Source organism: Flavobacterium glycogeni (genome assembly GCF_048286775.1).
Classification (GTDB): Bacteria; Bacteroidota; Bacteroidia; order Flavobacteriales; family Flavobacteriaceae; genus Flavobacterium.
Genome location: NZ_JBLVPV010000001.1, coordinates 54,573 through 69,046 on the forward strand (window position 1 = coordinate 54,573; position 14,474 = coordinate 69,046).

A 14,474-nucleotide genomic window follows, 5' to 3' on the forward strand; every position below is an offset into this window, starting at 1 on the left:
TTTAAATGCCATTATTTAAAAATAGATACCAAACCGAATCAAATCGATTGGAAAATTGGGATTATTCCAGTGAAGCTATCTATTTTCTTACTTTGGTTGCTCAAAATAGGGAATGTATTTTTGGTGCCATTGATGATGATAAAATGCTATTAAACGATAACGGAAAAATCATTGAAACGGAATTATTAAAATCAATTACAATTAGGGAACGTTGGTTTTTCCATAATTGGATTATTATGCCCAACCATATTCATTTGTTGGTTGAAATAAAAAATGATAATTCCATCTCGTCTGTAGAGACGCACTGCAGTGCGTCTCTACCCTGTACGTCTCTACAATTGGAATCGGAATTGAAATTGTCCAAATTATCCCGAAAACCAAATTCCATTTCGTCGTTTGTTGCTGCTTTTAAATCGGTTACCACCAAACAAATAAATGTACTGATGAATCACGACGTCAACACCATTTGGCAATCAAATTATCACGATCATATCGTTCGAAATTATAATTCATTTGATACAATATATCAGTACATAAAAAATAATCCCAAAAATTGGAATACTGATTCCATAAAATCCAGTTTAGAATGAAATACCTATTCTTTTTTATTTCCACGTTCACATTCGCCCAACAAACCCAATTTATTGATTTTAAATCGGCTCTGGGAAAAATAGCCATAAATCCAATTGAAAAAACAGTTTCAGGAGAAGTGGATTATGATTTTGACGTTTTGAAATCCATCGATACCATTAAAATTGATGCTCAAAACATGGAATTTTCGAATCTGAAACTGAACGGAAAATCCATTAATTATCGCAATACACAGAAACAATTACAAATTATTTATCCGTTTAAAAAAGGGAAAAACAACCTGACTTTTCAGTATTCGGCAAAGCCGAAACAAACGATGTATTTCATTGGCTCAGAAGCAAATGATAACGTACAAATTTGGACGCAAGGACAAGGAAAATATACCAGCCATTGGTTTCCGAGTTTTGATGATGTGAATGAAAAAGTAGTCTTCAATTTGAATATTGTATTTAATAAAGAGTATCAGATAATTTCAAATGGAACGTTGAAATTTAAATCAGGACTTGATGGACTTTCAGTTTGGCAATACCAAATGCAAAAACCAATGAGTTCGTATTTATTGATGCTTGCCATCGGCAAATTCGAAAAAAACATCCAAAAATCAAACTCGGGTATTCCTTTAGAGATGTATTTGGAACCAAAAGATGCAGCAAAGTTTGAACCGACCTATCGGAATTCAAAACGGATGTTTGATTTTTTAGAAAAAGAAATAGGAGTGAATTTTCCTTGGGGGATTTACAAACAAGTTCCTGTTCGGGATTTCTTGTATGCCGGAATGGAGAATACATCGGCAACGCTTTTCAACACACGTTATGTGGTGGATTCGGTAGGTCTTGAGGACAGGAGTTACACGAATGTCAATGCGCATGAATTAGTCCATCAGTGGTTTGGGAATTTAGTCACTGCCGAAAGCGGAAAACACCATTGGTTGCAGGAAGGTTTTGCGACTTATTATGCGTTGCTAGCCGAAAAGGAAATCTATGGCGAAGATTATTTTTATTCGAAATTATATGAGTCGGCGCAACAACTGAAATTTGCTTCCCGAACGGATACCATTCCCGTTTTGAATGCCAAAGCCAGTTCATTGACTTTCTATCAAAAGGGCGCTTGGGCACTTTTTGTTTTGCATGAAGAAATAGGCGATAAGGCATTTAAAAAAGCGGTAAAAAACTATTTGAAAAAACATGCTTTTCAGAGTGTAAACACACCAGATTTCTTTGCTGAAATCAAAAAAGTATCGGACTATGATTTAGGTAATTTTAGTAAAGTATGGCTTGAAAATACTGCTTTTAATACGCAACAAGCCAATAGTTTATTGCTTAAAAACAAATCAATTCAAGTGCTGTTTGATATCGATAAATTAAAAAATAAACCGTTGTCAGAGAAAAAGGAGTTTCTTGAAAAAACACTCCAGTCTGAGGTGTATTTTTCGGTAAAAGAAGCAGTTGTAAACCAATTGAAAGAGGACCGTTTTCAAGAGAAAGAATCGCTCTTAACGTTGGCTTTAGAAACTAAAAACGTACAAGTTCGTCAAGCTATTGTAGCATCACTAAATGAAATTCCAACGCATTTTAAAGCACAATATGAAACTTTATTGGAGGACAAATCGTATCAAACACAAGAAATGGCGCTGTATAATTTATGGAATAATTTTCCGGAGCAACGCATTCAATATTTAGATAAATCAAAAAAATGGATGGGTTTCAATGATTATAATTTAAGGACGCTGTGGTTGACACTCGCCTTATCAACGCCAAATTATACGATAGATAAAGCAGCATTGGCAAACGAACTAATACAGTATTCGTCAGTTAATTACGAAGCGAATACAAGGCAAAATGCTTTGGAGAAATTGCTTACTTTCAAAATAATAAATGATGTTGTTTTGGGAAATTTGGTAAATGCTACTACGCATCACATGTGGCAGTTCTCGAAATTTGGTAGAGATAACATTAGAAAATTATTAAAAAATCCAGAAATGAGAGTTTCTTTGGAAAGAATACTGTCAAATTTAAATGAAGCGGAACAGTTTCAATTGAACCGATTGTTGAAGGAATAGTAAGTAAGTTAAAAGTTAGGAGTTAGGAGTTAGGAATTGTAATCCGAAACCTAGGGCACTCATAACTTTTAACCTATAACTCATAACTCAATTCATAGATTACCACAACTGACCCACTTCGTTTTTGATGTAAGCCAAAGCGGCATTGCTAGGTGATTGTTTTTCCATCAAATCGCTTAAAAGTACTTCACGTAATTTATCGGCATTGTCGACACGATCACTCATATTCGCTTTTCGAATCATTTGGATTGTAGCATTTTTTGCCGTTACAATAATCGTCCAGCATTCGTCTGACATGTATATTTGTTGGGTTAAATTGTGTTCAAATTCTTGTTCGATTTGTGTAATTATCAGATTTTCGTAATCGTTTTTATCATTAGAAATTGGAGCAATTCGAATTAATAATTTAGTAGGATTGATGCGTTCCATGTACAATGACATGCGCTCATACGCTTGCAAACGCAAGGGTAAAGCATTTTTTTGTGCTTCCTTGTTCAGTAAATAACGACGTCTTCCTTCTTCGTTTTTGGTATGGAGATCAAAAAAATAATAGGCAACAAGACCCGTAACAATTGCCGGTAACGTATAACTTAGTAATTCTATAATTTTTGTAGTATCCATGTTTTGATAAAATTTATAAAAGCAAAAATATACTTTTTTGGTTATAAATCAATTCCATTTTAATAGCAATAAATCAATACGAATGGTATTTTTGCCAACGACTACGGGAATTATAAAAATAATAGTTAAATGGAAACCTACATATTAGTTTTACTTTGTTTGGCTGCTTTTGCTGCAGGATTTATTGATGCCATTGTCGGTGGCGGCGGTTTGATACAAACACCTATGGGGTTGATTTTATTGCCTAATCTTCCTGTTTCAACCGTTATTGGCACCTTAAAAGTTCCCGCTTTTAGTGGGACTTCGTTTGCGGCCTATCAATATCTTAAAAAAGTGGATATGAACTGGAAATTGCTGGCTATCATGATGCTTTTGGCATTTCCTTCGGCATTTTTAGGTTCTACTTTGTTGACGTATGTAAGCAACGATTTCATGAAGCCTTTATTATTGGTAGTTCTTTCTTTTTTAGTGATTTATACGTACGCCAAGAAAAATTTTGGGCAACATATTGAAAAAAATCATTCTTCGAGAACCCAAATATGGAATGCGATTGGAATTAGTTTTGTAGTTGGTTTGTACGATGGATTTATAGGCCCAGGAACCGGAAGTTTTTTGGTGATGGCTTTTATTGCCATTATGGGATTCGATTTTTTGCATGCTTCCGCAAATGCCAAAATGGTGAATCTGGCTACTAATTTTGGTTCTATTTGCCTTTTTATTTTAAAAGGTAAAATAATATGGGCCGTTGCATTGCCTATGGCAGCCAGTAATGCACTTGGTGGTTGGATTGGGGCTAAATTAGCTATTAATAAAGGAAATAGTTTTATTCGGATTTTCTTTTTGGTTGTGGTTGTCGGTACTTTAATCCGTTTTGCGTACGACGTATTTTTCAAATAAAAGCCTATTATTATAACTGATAATTGTTTTTATGTATTGATTATTAAAGATTCGCAGCTTTGTCAATGACTTTATAGTAAGTGAATTTTTGGTTAAATCAGAACTCATTATGATTGTAATTTAAACCCGATTTCTAAATCTTAAATTCTTATTTTTGCATAATAAATTTAAATTTCTCCATGCATAAATATATCGATCAACTCAACGAAGCCCAACGTGAACCTGTTCTTCAAAAAGACGGGCCAATGATTATCATTGCTGGTGCGGGCTCTGGGAAAACACGTGTGTTGACTATTAGAATTGCTTATTTGATGAATCAGGGTGTTGATGCCTTCAATATTTTATCGCTTACGTTTACCAATAAAGCGGCACGGGAAATGAAAACCCGAATCTCTCAGATTGTAGGTGCAAGTGAGGCAAAAAATCTTTGGATGGGAACATTTCACTCGGTTTTTGCCAGAATTTTACGTTCCGAAGCCGATCATTTGGGATATCCTTCGAATTTTACGATTTATGATTCCCAAGATTCATTGCGTTGCATTTCCGGGATTATCAAAGAAATGCAATTGGACAGGGATGTATATAAACCAAAACAGGTTTTAAGCAGAATTTCCAGTTATAAAAACAGCTTGATTACGGTAAAAGCCTATTTCAACAATCCCGAATTACAAGAAGCGGATGCAATGGCTAAAAAGCCAAGATTAGGGGAAATTTATCAAAATTATGTTGATAAATGCTTTAAATCCGGGGCGATGGATTTTGATGATTTATTGTTGAAAACCAATGAATTATTAACTCGTTTTCCGGAAGTTTTAGCCAAATATCAAAACCGTTTCCGTTATATTTTGGTGGATGAGTACCAAGATACGAACCATTCTCAATATTTGATTGTTCGTGCTTTATCTGATAAATTCCAGAATATTTGTGTGGTGGGTGATGATGCGCAAAGTATTTACGCATTTCGAGGAGCGAATATCAACAACATTTTGAATTTCCAAAAAGATTATGAAGGTGTAAAAACCTTTAGATTGGAACAAAATTACCGTTCGACAAAAAATATAGTGGAAGCAGCAAATACTATTATCGATAAGAATAAAGTAAAGCTGGATAAAATAGTTTGGACTGCGAATGATTTTGGTCCAAAAATAAAAGTGCACCGCAGCATGACCGATGCCGAAGAAGGGCGTTTTGTGGCCAGTACTATTTTCGAACAAAAGATGCAAAATCAGCTTAGCAACGGCTCTTTTGCAATTTTGTATCGTACCAATGCACAATCCCGTGCGATGGAAGATGCGCTTAGAAAAAGAGATATTCCGTATCGAATTTATGGTGGTTTATCTTTTTATCAAAGGAAAGAAATCAAGGATGTATTGTGTTACTTGCGATTGGTTATCAATCCAAAAGATGAAGAAGCTTTGGTTCGTGTAATCAATTATCCGGCTCGAGGAATTGGAGATACAACTGTTGAAAAACTTACGATTGCAGCCAATCACTACAAACGTTCCATCTGGGAAGTGATGCAGAATATTGATAAAATTGACTTGAAACTGAATTCGGGAACCAAACAAAAATTACAAGATTTTGTGACGATGATCCAAAGTTTTCAGGTAATTAATGAAAATCAGGATGCATTCTATATCACCGATCACGTTGCCAAAAAAACAGGATTGGTTCAAGAATTAAAGAAAGATGCCACTCCGGAAGGGATGGCTAAAATCCAGAATATAGAGGAATTATTAAACGGTATCAAGGATTTCACCGAAGGGCAAAAAGAAATTGATGGTGCTCGTGGCGCCTTGTCTGAGTTTATGGAAGATGTGGCTTTGGCAACTGATTTAGATAAAGATACCAGTGATGAAGACCGCGTGGCCTTGATGACGATTCACTTGGCAAAAGGATTGGAATTCCCTCATGTTTTTGTGGTGGGAATGGAAGAAGATTTGTTTCCGAGTGCGATGAGTATGAGTACGAGAAGTGAGCTCGAAGAAGAACGTCGTTTGTTCTATGTGGCCTTGACTCGCGCTGAGCATCAGGCGTATTTGACGTATGCACAGTCACGCTATCGTTGGGGAAAACTGACTGATAGCGAACCTTCCCGATTTATTGAGGAAATTGACGCACAGTATTTAGAATATCTCACGCCGGCCGAATCGAATTACAGGTATAAACCAATGATTGACAGTGATATTTTTGGAGATGTGGATAAATCTAGATTGCGTCTGGCAAAACCAGCAAATGGAACACCACCTCCAAAACATACTAGCGATAATGAACCCAAATCGGATATAAATATTCGTAAATTGAAACCTGTATCCAATACTGTTGCTGCAAGCGGTAGTGCGAATTTGTTTGATAATAAATTGGTTGCCGGAAATATTGTGATGCACGAACGTTTTGGCAAAGGCGAAGTATTAAACCTTGAAGGAACAGGAGCAGATAAAAAAGCCGAAATCAAATTTGAAATTGGCGGAATAAAGAAATTATTGTTGCGCTTTGCAAAACTGGATATTATTGGGTAATTTCTTTTAATTTGTAGTTTCTTTTTGGTCGTCTGTTCGAGTTTTTTTTGTGGAGAGTAACGGAACAAAAAATGTATCGAGAACCATTAAATTCGAATGTAACAAAAATTATTATAGAAAAATAATATGAAACAGTCTTACGTATATATCTTAAAATGTTTTGATAATTCGTATTATACTGGGGTTATGAGTAATTTAACCCAAAGACTTTTTCAGCATGAAACAGGTTTTTATCCCGATTGTTATACCGCAAGCAAAAGACCCGTTGAACTAGTTTATTATTGTGAATTCACGGATATTAATTTTGCAATTGATATTGAGAAAAAAATTAAAAAATGATCTAGAGCAAAAAAAGAAGCATTGATTAATGAAGAATATGGCAAACTTCCTAATTTAGCAAAGAAAAAGTTTTAAAGAGCTTTTGAAGTATCGAGAATTAAACGCTTTATTATACTTCTCGATACAATTTTTAATAGTAAAGCTGTCGCATTACTATTAAAAATCACTCGAAGAGACGGCCAAAGTGACTTAACGTAATGACATTGCACTCTAAGTGAAGGTAAAATAATAAACTAAAAAAAATGGCTCAATTTATAAAAATATACGAAGACAAACCTAATGAAGCGGCAATTGCCAAAGTAGTTAAGGTTTTAAAAGACGGTGGTTTGGTGATTTATCCGACGGATACAGTTTATGGTTTAGGTTGTGATATCACCAATACCAAAGCCTTGGAACGCATCGCAAAGATTAAAGGGATCAAGCTGGAAAAAGCTAATTTTTCCTTTATTTGTCACGATTTGAGTAACTTATCTGATTATGTAAGACAGATTGATACGTCCACTTTTAAATTATTAAAAAGAGCTTTGCCAGGACCTTATACGTTTATTTTACCCGGAAATAATAATTTGCCGAAGGAATTCAAAAAGAAAACTACTGTCGGAATCAGGGTTCCAGATAATGCAATAGCATTAGAAATTGTGAAGTTGCTAGGGAATCCAATTGTGTCTACTTCCATTCACGATGATGATGATGTGATAGAATATACGACTGATCCGGAACTCATTTTTGAGAAATGGCAAAACCTTGTCGACATGGTTATTGATGGCGGTTATGGTGATAATATTGGATCAACAATTATTGATTTATCAGGTGATGAGCCTATTGTAGTCAGAGAAGGTAAAGGAAGTCTGGATATTCTTTAATTAGTGTTCAGTAAAAACCATAAAAAAACGTCTTGATTTCTCAAGACGTTTTTTAGTTCAAATTATATTTGAATTATGGTCTTTGTTTTTTCATCTCTTTTTCAATCATGTCGTAGAACTGATCGATTTTAGGTAAAACAACAATACGTGTTCTTCTGTTACGTGCTCTGTTTTCAGCAGAATCATTTCCTACTAAAGGAATGTATGAACTTCTTCCTGCTGCAATCAATTGTTCTGGTTTAACACCTAATTGAGTTGTTAATACACGGATGATAGAAGTAGAACGTTTCACACTTAAATCCCAGTTGTCCAATAAAATACCTGAACCGTTATAAGGAACATTATCAGTATGACCTTCAACCATACATTCAAAATCCGGTTTGTCATTTACTACTTTAGCCACTTTTGCTAAAACACCTTTTGCTTTATCAGTTACATCGTAACTTCCTGTTTTAAACAACAATTTGTCAGCAATAGAGATAAATACAACTCCTTTTTCAACATTTATTTCGATATCTGGATCAGAGATTCCTACAGCACTTTTCAAACTAGTAACTACAGCAAGTGTTACACTGTCTTTCTTAGTTAATGCATCTTGCATTCTGCTGATTTTTAAATCTTTTTCTTTGATAGATTCTAAAGCTTTTTCAATATTCTCAGCTCCTTTTGTAGACAAGATAGTCATGTCTTTAGAAGTACTTATCAATCCTTGGTTTTGCTCTTTTAATAGAGACGCAGTAGCAGAAAGTGCTGCTTTTTCTTCTAAACAAGCATTCAATTTTACTGTTGCAGTATTTAATAAGTCTTGAGTTTCTTTATTTCTAGCTTCTAAATCAGTGTATTTCTTTTTAGAAACACATGAAGTCAATAGCGCTAATACAGATAAGGCAATTACTATTTTTTTCATAAATGGTATTAATTTAATTAAATGTTAAAGGCAAATTTACTTTTTTATATTTGTTTTGTTCTAAATAAATCGTTAAAAACAACGATTTTCTTAATAAAATAGATGTAAACGATACTTTTTGTATTATAGTATTTTTGTTCTTGAAATTTAGTTCTTTTTTTATAATGATCTAAAAAAAGTCTGTAAAAAGAAAAATGTGCTTTCAATATTGCAATAAAATGATTGAATTTTCCTTTCGTGAGAAATTGTATTCCTGCAACTCCATCCAGAACCATTCTGCCTAAAAGAATTGGATACAATTTATTTTTAGGAAGGTTTTTAGTCAGCATCAATAAGGAGTTTCTAAAATTCAAAAACGTTTTTTTCGGGTTTCCTTGCTGTAAAGTCGCTCCGCCAACATGATACACAACCGATTCTGAAATGTATTTTATTTTATATCCTTTATTAAAGGCACGCCAACACAAATCAATTTCTTCCTGATGTGCAAAAAAAACATCATCAAAACCATTTAGTTCTTTATAAACGGCACTTCTAATAAAAAAACAAGCTCCGGTTGCCCAGAATATTTCGCAATTATCATCGTACTGTCCGTTGTCTTTTTCTAAAGTGTCAAAAATACGCCCGCGACAATAGGGATATCCATATTGATCTATAAAACCACCGGCGGCACCAGCATATTCAAAGTATTCTTTGTTTTTAAAGTCGAGTATTTTAGGCTGAATTATGGCAGTATTTGGCTCATTTTCGAAAGTTTTAAGAATGGGTTGCAGCCAATTTTCTGTCACTTCAATATCGGAGTTGATTAAGGCATACAGTTCAGCGTCAATATGCTTCAAAGCTTCATTATATCCATCTGCAAATCCTAAATTAGTGTCGTTTTTTACAATCTTAACCGAAGGAAAAAAAGATTTCACGTAGGAAATGGAATCATCTGTAGAAGCATTATCAGCAACATACACTGTGGCTTCCGGAGAATATTTCAGCACTGAAGGCAAAAATTTTTCTAACAATAAAATTCCATTCCAATTCAGGATGACAACAGCTATTTTCATTTAGATTATTTGATTATACGATTTTATACATTGGCAATTCGGGGAGGAATTGATATTTTTCATTTTCAAAATCCATTTGGCAAAAGTAATGATTCAATCCATTGGTTACCATCAAAAATTCGGACTTCATTGTCATATTGTATCTTGCAATTTGGTCGAAAGTCGCTTGTGCAATTTTTACTTCAGGCGCTTTGCATTCGATTAAAATGAAAATGGAACCATCAGAATTGAAAACCACAACATCATATCTTTTGCGCAAGCCATTGACTTTTAAAACTTTCTCTACATTTATCAACGATTTCGGGTATTTTTTTTCTTCCAATAAAAACTGGACTACATGCTGACGAACCCATTCTTCGGGAGTAAGAATGATAAATTTTTTCCTGATTTCATCAAAAATGGAGACTTTATTTTCGCTATTTTTGAAACGAAAATTATAAAGTTGAAAATTGAGTTTTTGCATGAAGCAAAAGTAGGACTTTTAGATAATAGATAAAAGAGAAAAGACAAAATGGACGAGGTTATAAAAATTGTAAATGATATAAAAAGCGGCAACATCAAACCCATCTATTTTTTGATGGGTGAAGAACCGTATTATATTGACAAACTATCGGATTATATTGAGGAAAAAGTCTTATCCGAAGAGGAAAAAGGATTCAATCAAACCGTTTTATACGGAAGAGATGTTTCTATAGAAGATATTATTTCGACAGCAAAACGCTATCCAATGATGGCGGAGCGTCAAGTGGTAATCGTAAAAGAGGCACAGGATTTAATCAGAACCATAGATAAACTGGAAAGCTACGCTGAAAATCCAATGGCAACAACGGTTTTGGTTTTTTGCTATAAATATAAAACGTTGGATAAACGTAAAAAAGTAACCAAGTTACTAGCGAAAAACGGTATCGTTTACGAAAGTAAAAAATTATATGAAAACCAGGTAGGAGAGTGGATTAAGCGTGTTTTGTCAGGTAAAAAATATTCGATTGAGCCTAAAGCAAATGCCATGTTGGTAGAATTTTTGGGGACAGATTTGAGTAAAATAAACAATGAACTGGAAAAACTGCAAATCATATTACCGGTTGGAAGCATCATAACTCCCAAGCATATTGAGGAAAACATAGGTTTCAGCAAAGATTTTAATGTATTTGAATTGCGAAAAGCACTTGGCGAACGCAACCAGTTAAAAGCGTACACGATTGCTGAAAACTTTGCCCAGAATCCAAAAGACAATCCAATGGTGGTGACTACAAGTTTGGTTTTTGGTTTTTTTATCCAGTTATTGAAATACCACGGTTTGAAAGACAGAAATCCAAAAAATGTGGCGGCAGTATTAGGCGTAAATCCATTCTTTTTGAAAGAATATGATGTGGCTTTGAAAAACTACCCAATGAAAAAAGTGAGTCAAATTGTTGGTGCTTTAAGAGATATTGATGTAAAAAGTAAAGGTGTTGGCGCAAATGCGATGTCACAATCCGATTTGTTACGAGAAATGCTTTATAAAATATTTAATTAAAGGACAAAAATTTCCGATATTTGCACTCCCATTCCGAGACTTCGGAATCGGGATTAAAATAAATACCACAATTATGGGAATGAATAAAAACACTATTTTAGGTTGGGCAACTTTGATAATGATTGTAATGGGTTTATTGCTTATCGCATTAGGCGCTTTTAGATACGATGACGTAGCAGGTTGGGGATTTGCAGCTGTAGGTATTGGTTTTTTGGCTAATGCTTGGGTTTTTAGTTCGCTTAAAGGCAGAGTATAATTGTTTATGGTTTTTAGTTAATAGTTTGTAGTTATGGCAAGAATATCAAAATTCGAAGAATTAGAAATCTGGCAAAGAGCAAGAGAAATTTGTCAATATGTTGAGTTACTTATTCAAACCACAACTTTAAAAACTAACTATTCACTTAAAGATCAAATAGACAGAAGTTCGGGTTCTATAATGGACAATATAGCAGAAGGATTTGAACGAAACGGGAATAGAGAATTTATACAGTTTTTAAGTATTGCAAAAGGTTCTGCGGGTGAAGTAAAATCTCAATCTTACAGAGCTTTTGATAAAAAACTAATTTCAGAAGAACAACATTTAAAGTTAAATGAAATAACCGAAATAGAAAAAAACAAAATTGGTTCAATGATGAACTATTTAAATAATTGTGAAATCAAAGGTTTAAAGTTCAAATAACAATAAACCAAAAACAACAAACAATAAACTTTTAACTATGGCAGACGATAAAAAAGTAATATTCTCAATGTCAAAATTGAGTAAAACGTATCAAGGAGCAGATAAACCAGTACTTAAAAACATCTATTTGAGTTTCTTTTATGGAGCTAAGATTGGTATTCTGGGTTTAAATGGTTCCGGGAAATCCTCCTTATTAAAAATTATTGCCGGTGTTGACAAAAACTACCAAGGTGATGTAGTGTTTGCACCAGGTTATACAGTAGGTTATTTAGAACAAGAACCTATTTTAGATGATAGTAAAACGGTTATTGAAATTGTAAGAGAAGGAGTTGCTGAAACTATGGCTGTTTTAGATGAATTCAATAAAATCAATGATAGTTTTGGTTTGCCGGAAGTCTATGAAAATGCCGAAAAAATGGAGCAATTGATGGACCGTCAAGCGCTTTTACAAGATAAAATTGATGCATTGGGTGCTTGGGAAATCGACACCAAACTAGAAATTGCGATGGATGCTTTGCGCACTCCGGAAGGCGATACGCCAATTAAGAATTTATCTGGTGGTGAGCGTCGTCGCGTAGCTTTATGTCGTTTGTTGTTGCAACAACCTGATGTTTTGCTTCTGGATGAGCCTACGAATCACTTGGATGCCGAAAGCGTTCTTTGGTTAGAACAACATTTAGCACAATACGCAGGAACTGTTATTGCAGTAACGCACGATAGATACTTTTTGGATAATGTTGCGGGTTGGATTCTTGAACTGGATAGAGGAGAAGGTATTCCTTGGAAAGGAAACTATTCTTCTTGGTTGGAACAAAAATCAGGTCGTATGGCACTGGAAGAAAAAGTAGCTTCAAAACGCAGAAAGAATTTAGAACGTGAGTTGGACTGGGTTCGTCAAGGAGCTAAAGGGCGTCAAACGAAACAAAAAGCACGTTTGCAGAACTACGATAAATTGTTGAATGAAGACCAAAAACAATTGGATGAAAATTTAGAAATTTATATTCCAAATGGTCCACGTTTAGGAACTAATGTAATTGAAGCCAAAAATGTTGCTAAAGCTTTTGGAGATAAATTGTTGTATGATAATTTAAATTTCACATTACCACAAGCAGGAATTGTTGGAATTATTGGACCAAATGGTGCTGGTAAATCGACAATTTTCAAAATGATAATGGGCGAAGAAAAGCCAGATTCAGGAGAGTTCTTAATTGGGGATACTGTAAAAATCGCTTATGTAGATCAAGCACACTCAAACATAAATCCTGATAAATCGATTTGGGAAAACTTCGCTGACGGTCAAGAATTGATTATGATGGGAGGAAAGCAAGTAAATTCAAGAGCTTATTTGTCACGATTTAATTTTGGTGGCGGAGAACAAAATAAGAAGGTTTCCATGCTTTCTGGAGGAGAACGTAACCGTTTGCACCTTGCGATGACTTTAAAAGAAGAAGGAAACGTACTTTTACTGGATGAGCCTACGAATGATTTGGATATTAATACACTTCGTGCTTTGGAAGAAGGGTTGGAGAGTTTTGCAGGTTGTGCCGTAGTAATTTCGCACGACAGATGGTTTTTGGACAGAATTTGTACGCACATTCTGGCTTTCGAAGGAAATTCTGAAGTATACTACTTTGAAGGTGGTTTCTCTGATTATGAGGAAAACAAGAAAAAACGTTTGGGTGGTGATTTAACTCCAAAACGATTGAAATACAGAAAGTTAATTAGAAGCTAATTTATTCTGATTACTTTAATAATAGCAAGAGGATGTCCAGTGGTCATCCTCTTTTTTTGCGCTATTTTTTTATTTTTTTATCGAAATTCATCATAATGAAAACTGCGGCAACCAGTCCTATGGTTACTAAACCGAATACGACAATCATTATAAATGAACCGTTATCCCAAGAAAAAAGTGAAGTGTCTTTCATGATTAATTAAATTTAAGATTGTCCAAATTTATACTTCCTACAAAATAAAAGGTATGATAATTATCATAATTATTATTTTATTCTAAAAATTTAGCTTGGAGCTCTTTTGTGGGAATTAGGCAAGTTTCCTTTTTTCCATACCATTTGTATCGGTTCTTAGCGATGTAATCGTAAATGTAATTGTTGAATGAAGTGGGTAGTATCGAAAATAAAGCACCAAAATAAAATATTCCACTTAAATCTTTTGCAATTTCCAAAACGGCTTCTGATTTGTAATAATACGCAAAACCGGGTTGATAGAGAATTATACTATCCGTTTTACTTGTGTCAATTCCCAAGTGCTTGATGATTTTTTGACCTAAATCAGATTGTAAGGCTACAAACCGGAAAACATCTTTTGTATCATGCTTAATAATCATTTGTACTGCCGAATCACATAGATTGCAAACGCCATCAAATAAGATAATTTTTTTGTCTTTAGGAATATTGAGCATTTTCTTGTTTTG

General features: G+C 34.3%; 15 protein-coding genes and 1 pseudogene. 10 read left to right on the forward strand and 6 right to left on the reverse strand.

Going from position 1 to position 14,474, the window contains the following annotated elements:
* Window positions 1–5: 5 nt before the first annotated feature.
* Both ACNQGX_RS00195 and ACNQGX_RS00200 read left to right on the forward strand, forming a co-directional pair.
* Window positions 6–590 carry a transposase gene (locus ACNQGX_RS00195; protein ID WP_417972926.1) on the forward strand — a complete coding sequence of 195 codons (585 nt, stop codon included), beginning with the start codon at window positions 6–8 and terminating at the stop codon, window positions 588–590.
* On the forward strand, window positions 587–2,650 hold the full coding sequence (locus ACNQGX_RS00200) for a M1 family metallopeptidase (RefSeq protein ID WP_417972928.1): 2,064 nt from the start codon (window positions 587–589) through the stop codon (window positions 2,648–2,650). The genes ACNQGX_RS00195 and ACNQGX_RS00200 overlap by 4 nt, the downstream gene beginning before the upstream one ends.
* 99 nt (window positions 2,651–2,749) lie before the next feature.
* On the opposite strand, the gene ACNQGX_RS00205 is transcribed toward ACNQGX_RS00200, so the two are convergent.
* Entirely contained in the window at window positions 2,750–3,271 is a 522-nt protein-coding gene (locus tag ACNQGX_RS00205) for a DUF7935 family protein (protein WP_131917260.1), read from the reverse strand.
* A 129-nt stretch (window positions 3,272–3,400) separates the two neighbouring features.
* Between ACNQGX_RS00205 and ACNQGX_RS00210 the strand changes: the two genes are divergently transcribed.
* The 4 genes and pseudogenes from ACNQGX_RS00210 (at window position 3,401) to ACNQGX_RS00225 (ending at window position 7,889) form a co-directional block, all read left to right on the forward strand.
* Complete coding sequence (locus tag ACNQGX_RS00210) at window positions 3,401–4,168, forward strand: sulfite exporter TauE/SafE family protein (RefSeq protein WP_417972930.1); 768 nt, start codon at window positions 3,401–3,403, stop codon at window positions 4,166–4,168.
* Between the two features lie 179 nt (window positions 4,169–4,347).
* Window positions 4,348–6,687, forward strand: a complete 2,340-nt coding sequence (locus ACNQGX_RS00215; protein WP_417972932.1) for an ATP-dependent helicase — start codon at window positions 4,348–4,350, stop codon at window positions 6,685–6,687.
* A gap of 126 nt (window positions 6,688–6,813) precedes the next feature.
* Window positions 6,814–7,101: pseudogene (locus ACNQGX_RS00220) on the forward strand (GIY-YIG nuclease family protein).
* A gap of 167 nt (window positions 7,102–7,268) precedes the next feature.
* On the forward strand, window positions 7,269–7,889 hold the full coding sequence (locus ACNQGX_RS00225; protein WP_131917263.1) for an L-threonylcarbamoyladenylate synthase: 621 nt from the start codon (window positions 7,269–7,271) through the stop codon (window positions 7,887–7,889).
* 73 nt (window positions 7,890–7,962) lie between these two features.
* Here ACNQGX_RS00225 and ACNQGX_RS00230 read toward each other — a convergent pair whose 3' ends face one another.
* From ACNQGX_RS00230 to ACNQGX_RS00240, 3 genes are read right to left on the reverse strand one after another with little or no spacing between them, the layout of a single operon-like run.
* Window positions 7,963–8,796 (reverse strand): OmpA/MotB family protein, encoded by an 834-nt coding sequence (locus ACNQGX_RS00230; RefSeq protein ID WP_131917264.1) that lies wholly within the window; start codon window positions 8,794–8,796, stop codon window positions 7,963–7,965.
* A gap of 44 nt (window positions 8,797–8,840) precedes the next feature.
* On the reverse strand, window positions 8,841–9,848 hold the full coding sequence (locus ACNQGX_RS00235) for a glycosyltransferase family 2 protein (protein ID WP_417972935.1): 1,008 nt from the start codon (window positions 9,846–9,848) through the stop codon (window positions 8,841–8,843).
* A gap of 13 nt (window positions 9,849–9,861) precedes the next feature.
* On the reverse strand, window positions 9,862–10,311 hold the full coding sequence (locus ACNQGX_RS00240) for a type I restriction enzyme HsdR N-terminal domain-containing protein (protein ID WP_131917266.1): 450 nt from the start codon (window positions 10,309–10,311) through the stop codon (window positions 9,862–9,864).
* A 48-nt stretch (window positions 10,312–10,359) separates the two neighbouring features.
* On the opposite strand from ACNQGX_RS00240, the gene holA reads away from it, so the two are divergent.
* The 4 genes from holA to ettA all read left to right on the forward strand — a co-directional run bounded on the left by holA (window position 10,360) and on the right by ettA (window position 13,775).
* Window positions 10,360–11,364, forward strand: a complete 1,005-nt coding sequence (holA, locus tag ACNQGX_RS00245; RefSeq protein ID WP_417972937.1) for a DNA polymerase III subunit delta — start codon at window positions 10,360–10,362, stop codon at window positions 11,362–11,364.
* 73 nt (window positions 11,365–11,437) lie between these two features.
* The gene (locus ACNQGX_RS00250; RefSeq protein ID WP_417972939.1) at window positions 11,438–11,620 is read left to right on the forward strand and encodes a CAL67264 family membrane protein; all 183 of its coding nucleotides are present in this window, start codon (window positions 11,438–11,440) and stop codon (window positions 11,618–11,620) included.
* Between the two features lie 33 nt (window positions 11,621–11,653).
* Entirely contained in the window at window positions 11,654–12,043 is a 390-nt protein-coding gene (locus ACNQGX_RS00255) for a four helix bundle protein (RefSeq protein ID WP_417972941.1), read from the forward strand.
* A 37-nt stretch (window positions 12,044–12,080) separates the two neighbouring features.
* A complete protein-coding gene (gene ettA / locus ACNQGX_RS00260) occupies window positions 12,081–13,775 on the forward strand; it encodes an energy-dependent translational throttle protein EttA (protein WP_417972943.1) in 1,695 nt (564 codons plus the stop codon).
* Window positions 13,776–13,836: 61 nt separating this feature from the next.
* Here ettA and ACNQGX_RS00265 read toward each other — a convergent pair whose 3' ends face one another.
* Complete coding sequence (locus ACNQGX_RS00265; protein ID WP_417972945.1) at window positions 13,837–13,968, reverse strand: hypothetical protein; 132 nt, start codon at window positions 13,966–13,968, stop codon at window positions 13,837–13,839.
* Between the two features lie 77 nt (window positions 13,969–14,045).
* Window positions 14,046–14,462 carry a thiol-disulfide oxidoreductase DCC family protein gene (locus tag ACNQGX_RS00270; protein ID WP_417972947.1) on the reverse strand — a complete coding sequence of 139 codons (417 nt, stop codon included), beginning with the start codon at window positions 14,460–14,462 and terminating at the stop codon, window positions 14,046–14,048.
* Between the last annotated feature and the right edge of the window lie 12 nt (window positions 14,463–14,474).

Bases quoted from the DNA above. Each gene is read 5' to 3' on its own strand.
- ACNQGX_RS00195 (WP_417972926.1), top strand. From the start codon at position 6: ATGCCATTATTTAAAAATAGATACCAAACCGAATCAAATCGATTGGAA.
- ACNQGX_RS00200 (WP_417972928.1), top strand. From the start codon at position 587: ATGAAATACCTATTCTTTTTTATTTCCACGTTCACATTCGCCCAACAA.
- ACNQGX_RS00205 (WP_131917260.1), bottom strand. From the start codon at position 3,271: ATGGATACTACAAAAATTATAGAATTACTAAGTTATACGTTACCGGCA.
- ACNQGX_RS00210 (WP_417972930.1), top strand. From the start codon at position 3,401: ATGGAAACCTACATATTAGTTTTACTTTGTTTGGCTGCTTTTGCTGCA.
- ACNQGX_RS00215 (WP_417972932.1), top strand. From the start codon at position 4,348: ATGCATAAATATATCGATCAACTCAACGAAGCCCAACGTGAACCTGTT.
- ACNQGX_RS00225 (WP_131917263.1), top strand. From the start codon at position 7,269: ATGGCTCAATTTATAAAAATATACGAAGACAAACCTAATGAAGCGGCA.
- ACNQGX_RS00230 (WP_131917264.1), bottom strand. From the start codon at position 8,796: ATGAAAAAAATAGTAATTGCCTTATCTGTATTAGCGCTATTGACTTCA.
- ACNQGX_RS00235 (WP_417972935.1), bottom strand. From the start codon at position 9,848: ATGAAAATAGCTGTTGTCATCCTGAATTGGAATGGAATTTTATTGTTA.
- ACNQGX_RS00240 (WP_131917266.1), bottom strand. From the start codon at position 10,311: ATGCAAAAACTCAATTTTCAACTTTATAATTTTCGTTTCAAAAATAGC.
- holA (WP_417972937.1), top strand. From the start codon at position 10,360: ATGGACGAGGTTATAAAAATTGTAAATGATATAAAAAGCGGCAACATC.
- ACNQGX_RS00250 (WP_417972939.1), top strand. From the start codon at position 11,438: ATGGGAATGAATAAAAACACTATTTTAGGTTGGGCAACTTTGATAATG.
- ACNQGX_RS00255 (WP_417972941.1), top strand. From the start codon at position 11,654: ATGGCAAGAATATCAAAATTCGAAGAATTAGAAATCTGGCAAAGAGCA.
- ettA (WP_417972943.1), top strand. From the start codon at position 12,081: ATGGCAGACGATAAAAAAGTAATATTCTCAATGTCAAAATTGAGTAAA.
- ACNQGX_RS00265 (WP_417972945.1), bottom strand. From the start codon at position 13,968: ATGAAAGACACTTCACTTTTTTCTTGGGATAACGGTTCATTTATAATG.
- ACNQGX_RS00270 (WP_417972947.1), bottom strand. From the start codon at position 14,462: ATGCTCAATATTCCTAAAGACAAAAAAATTATCTTATTTGATGGCGTT.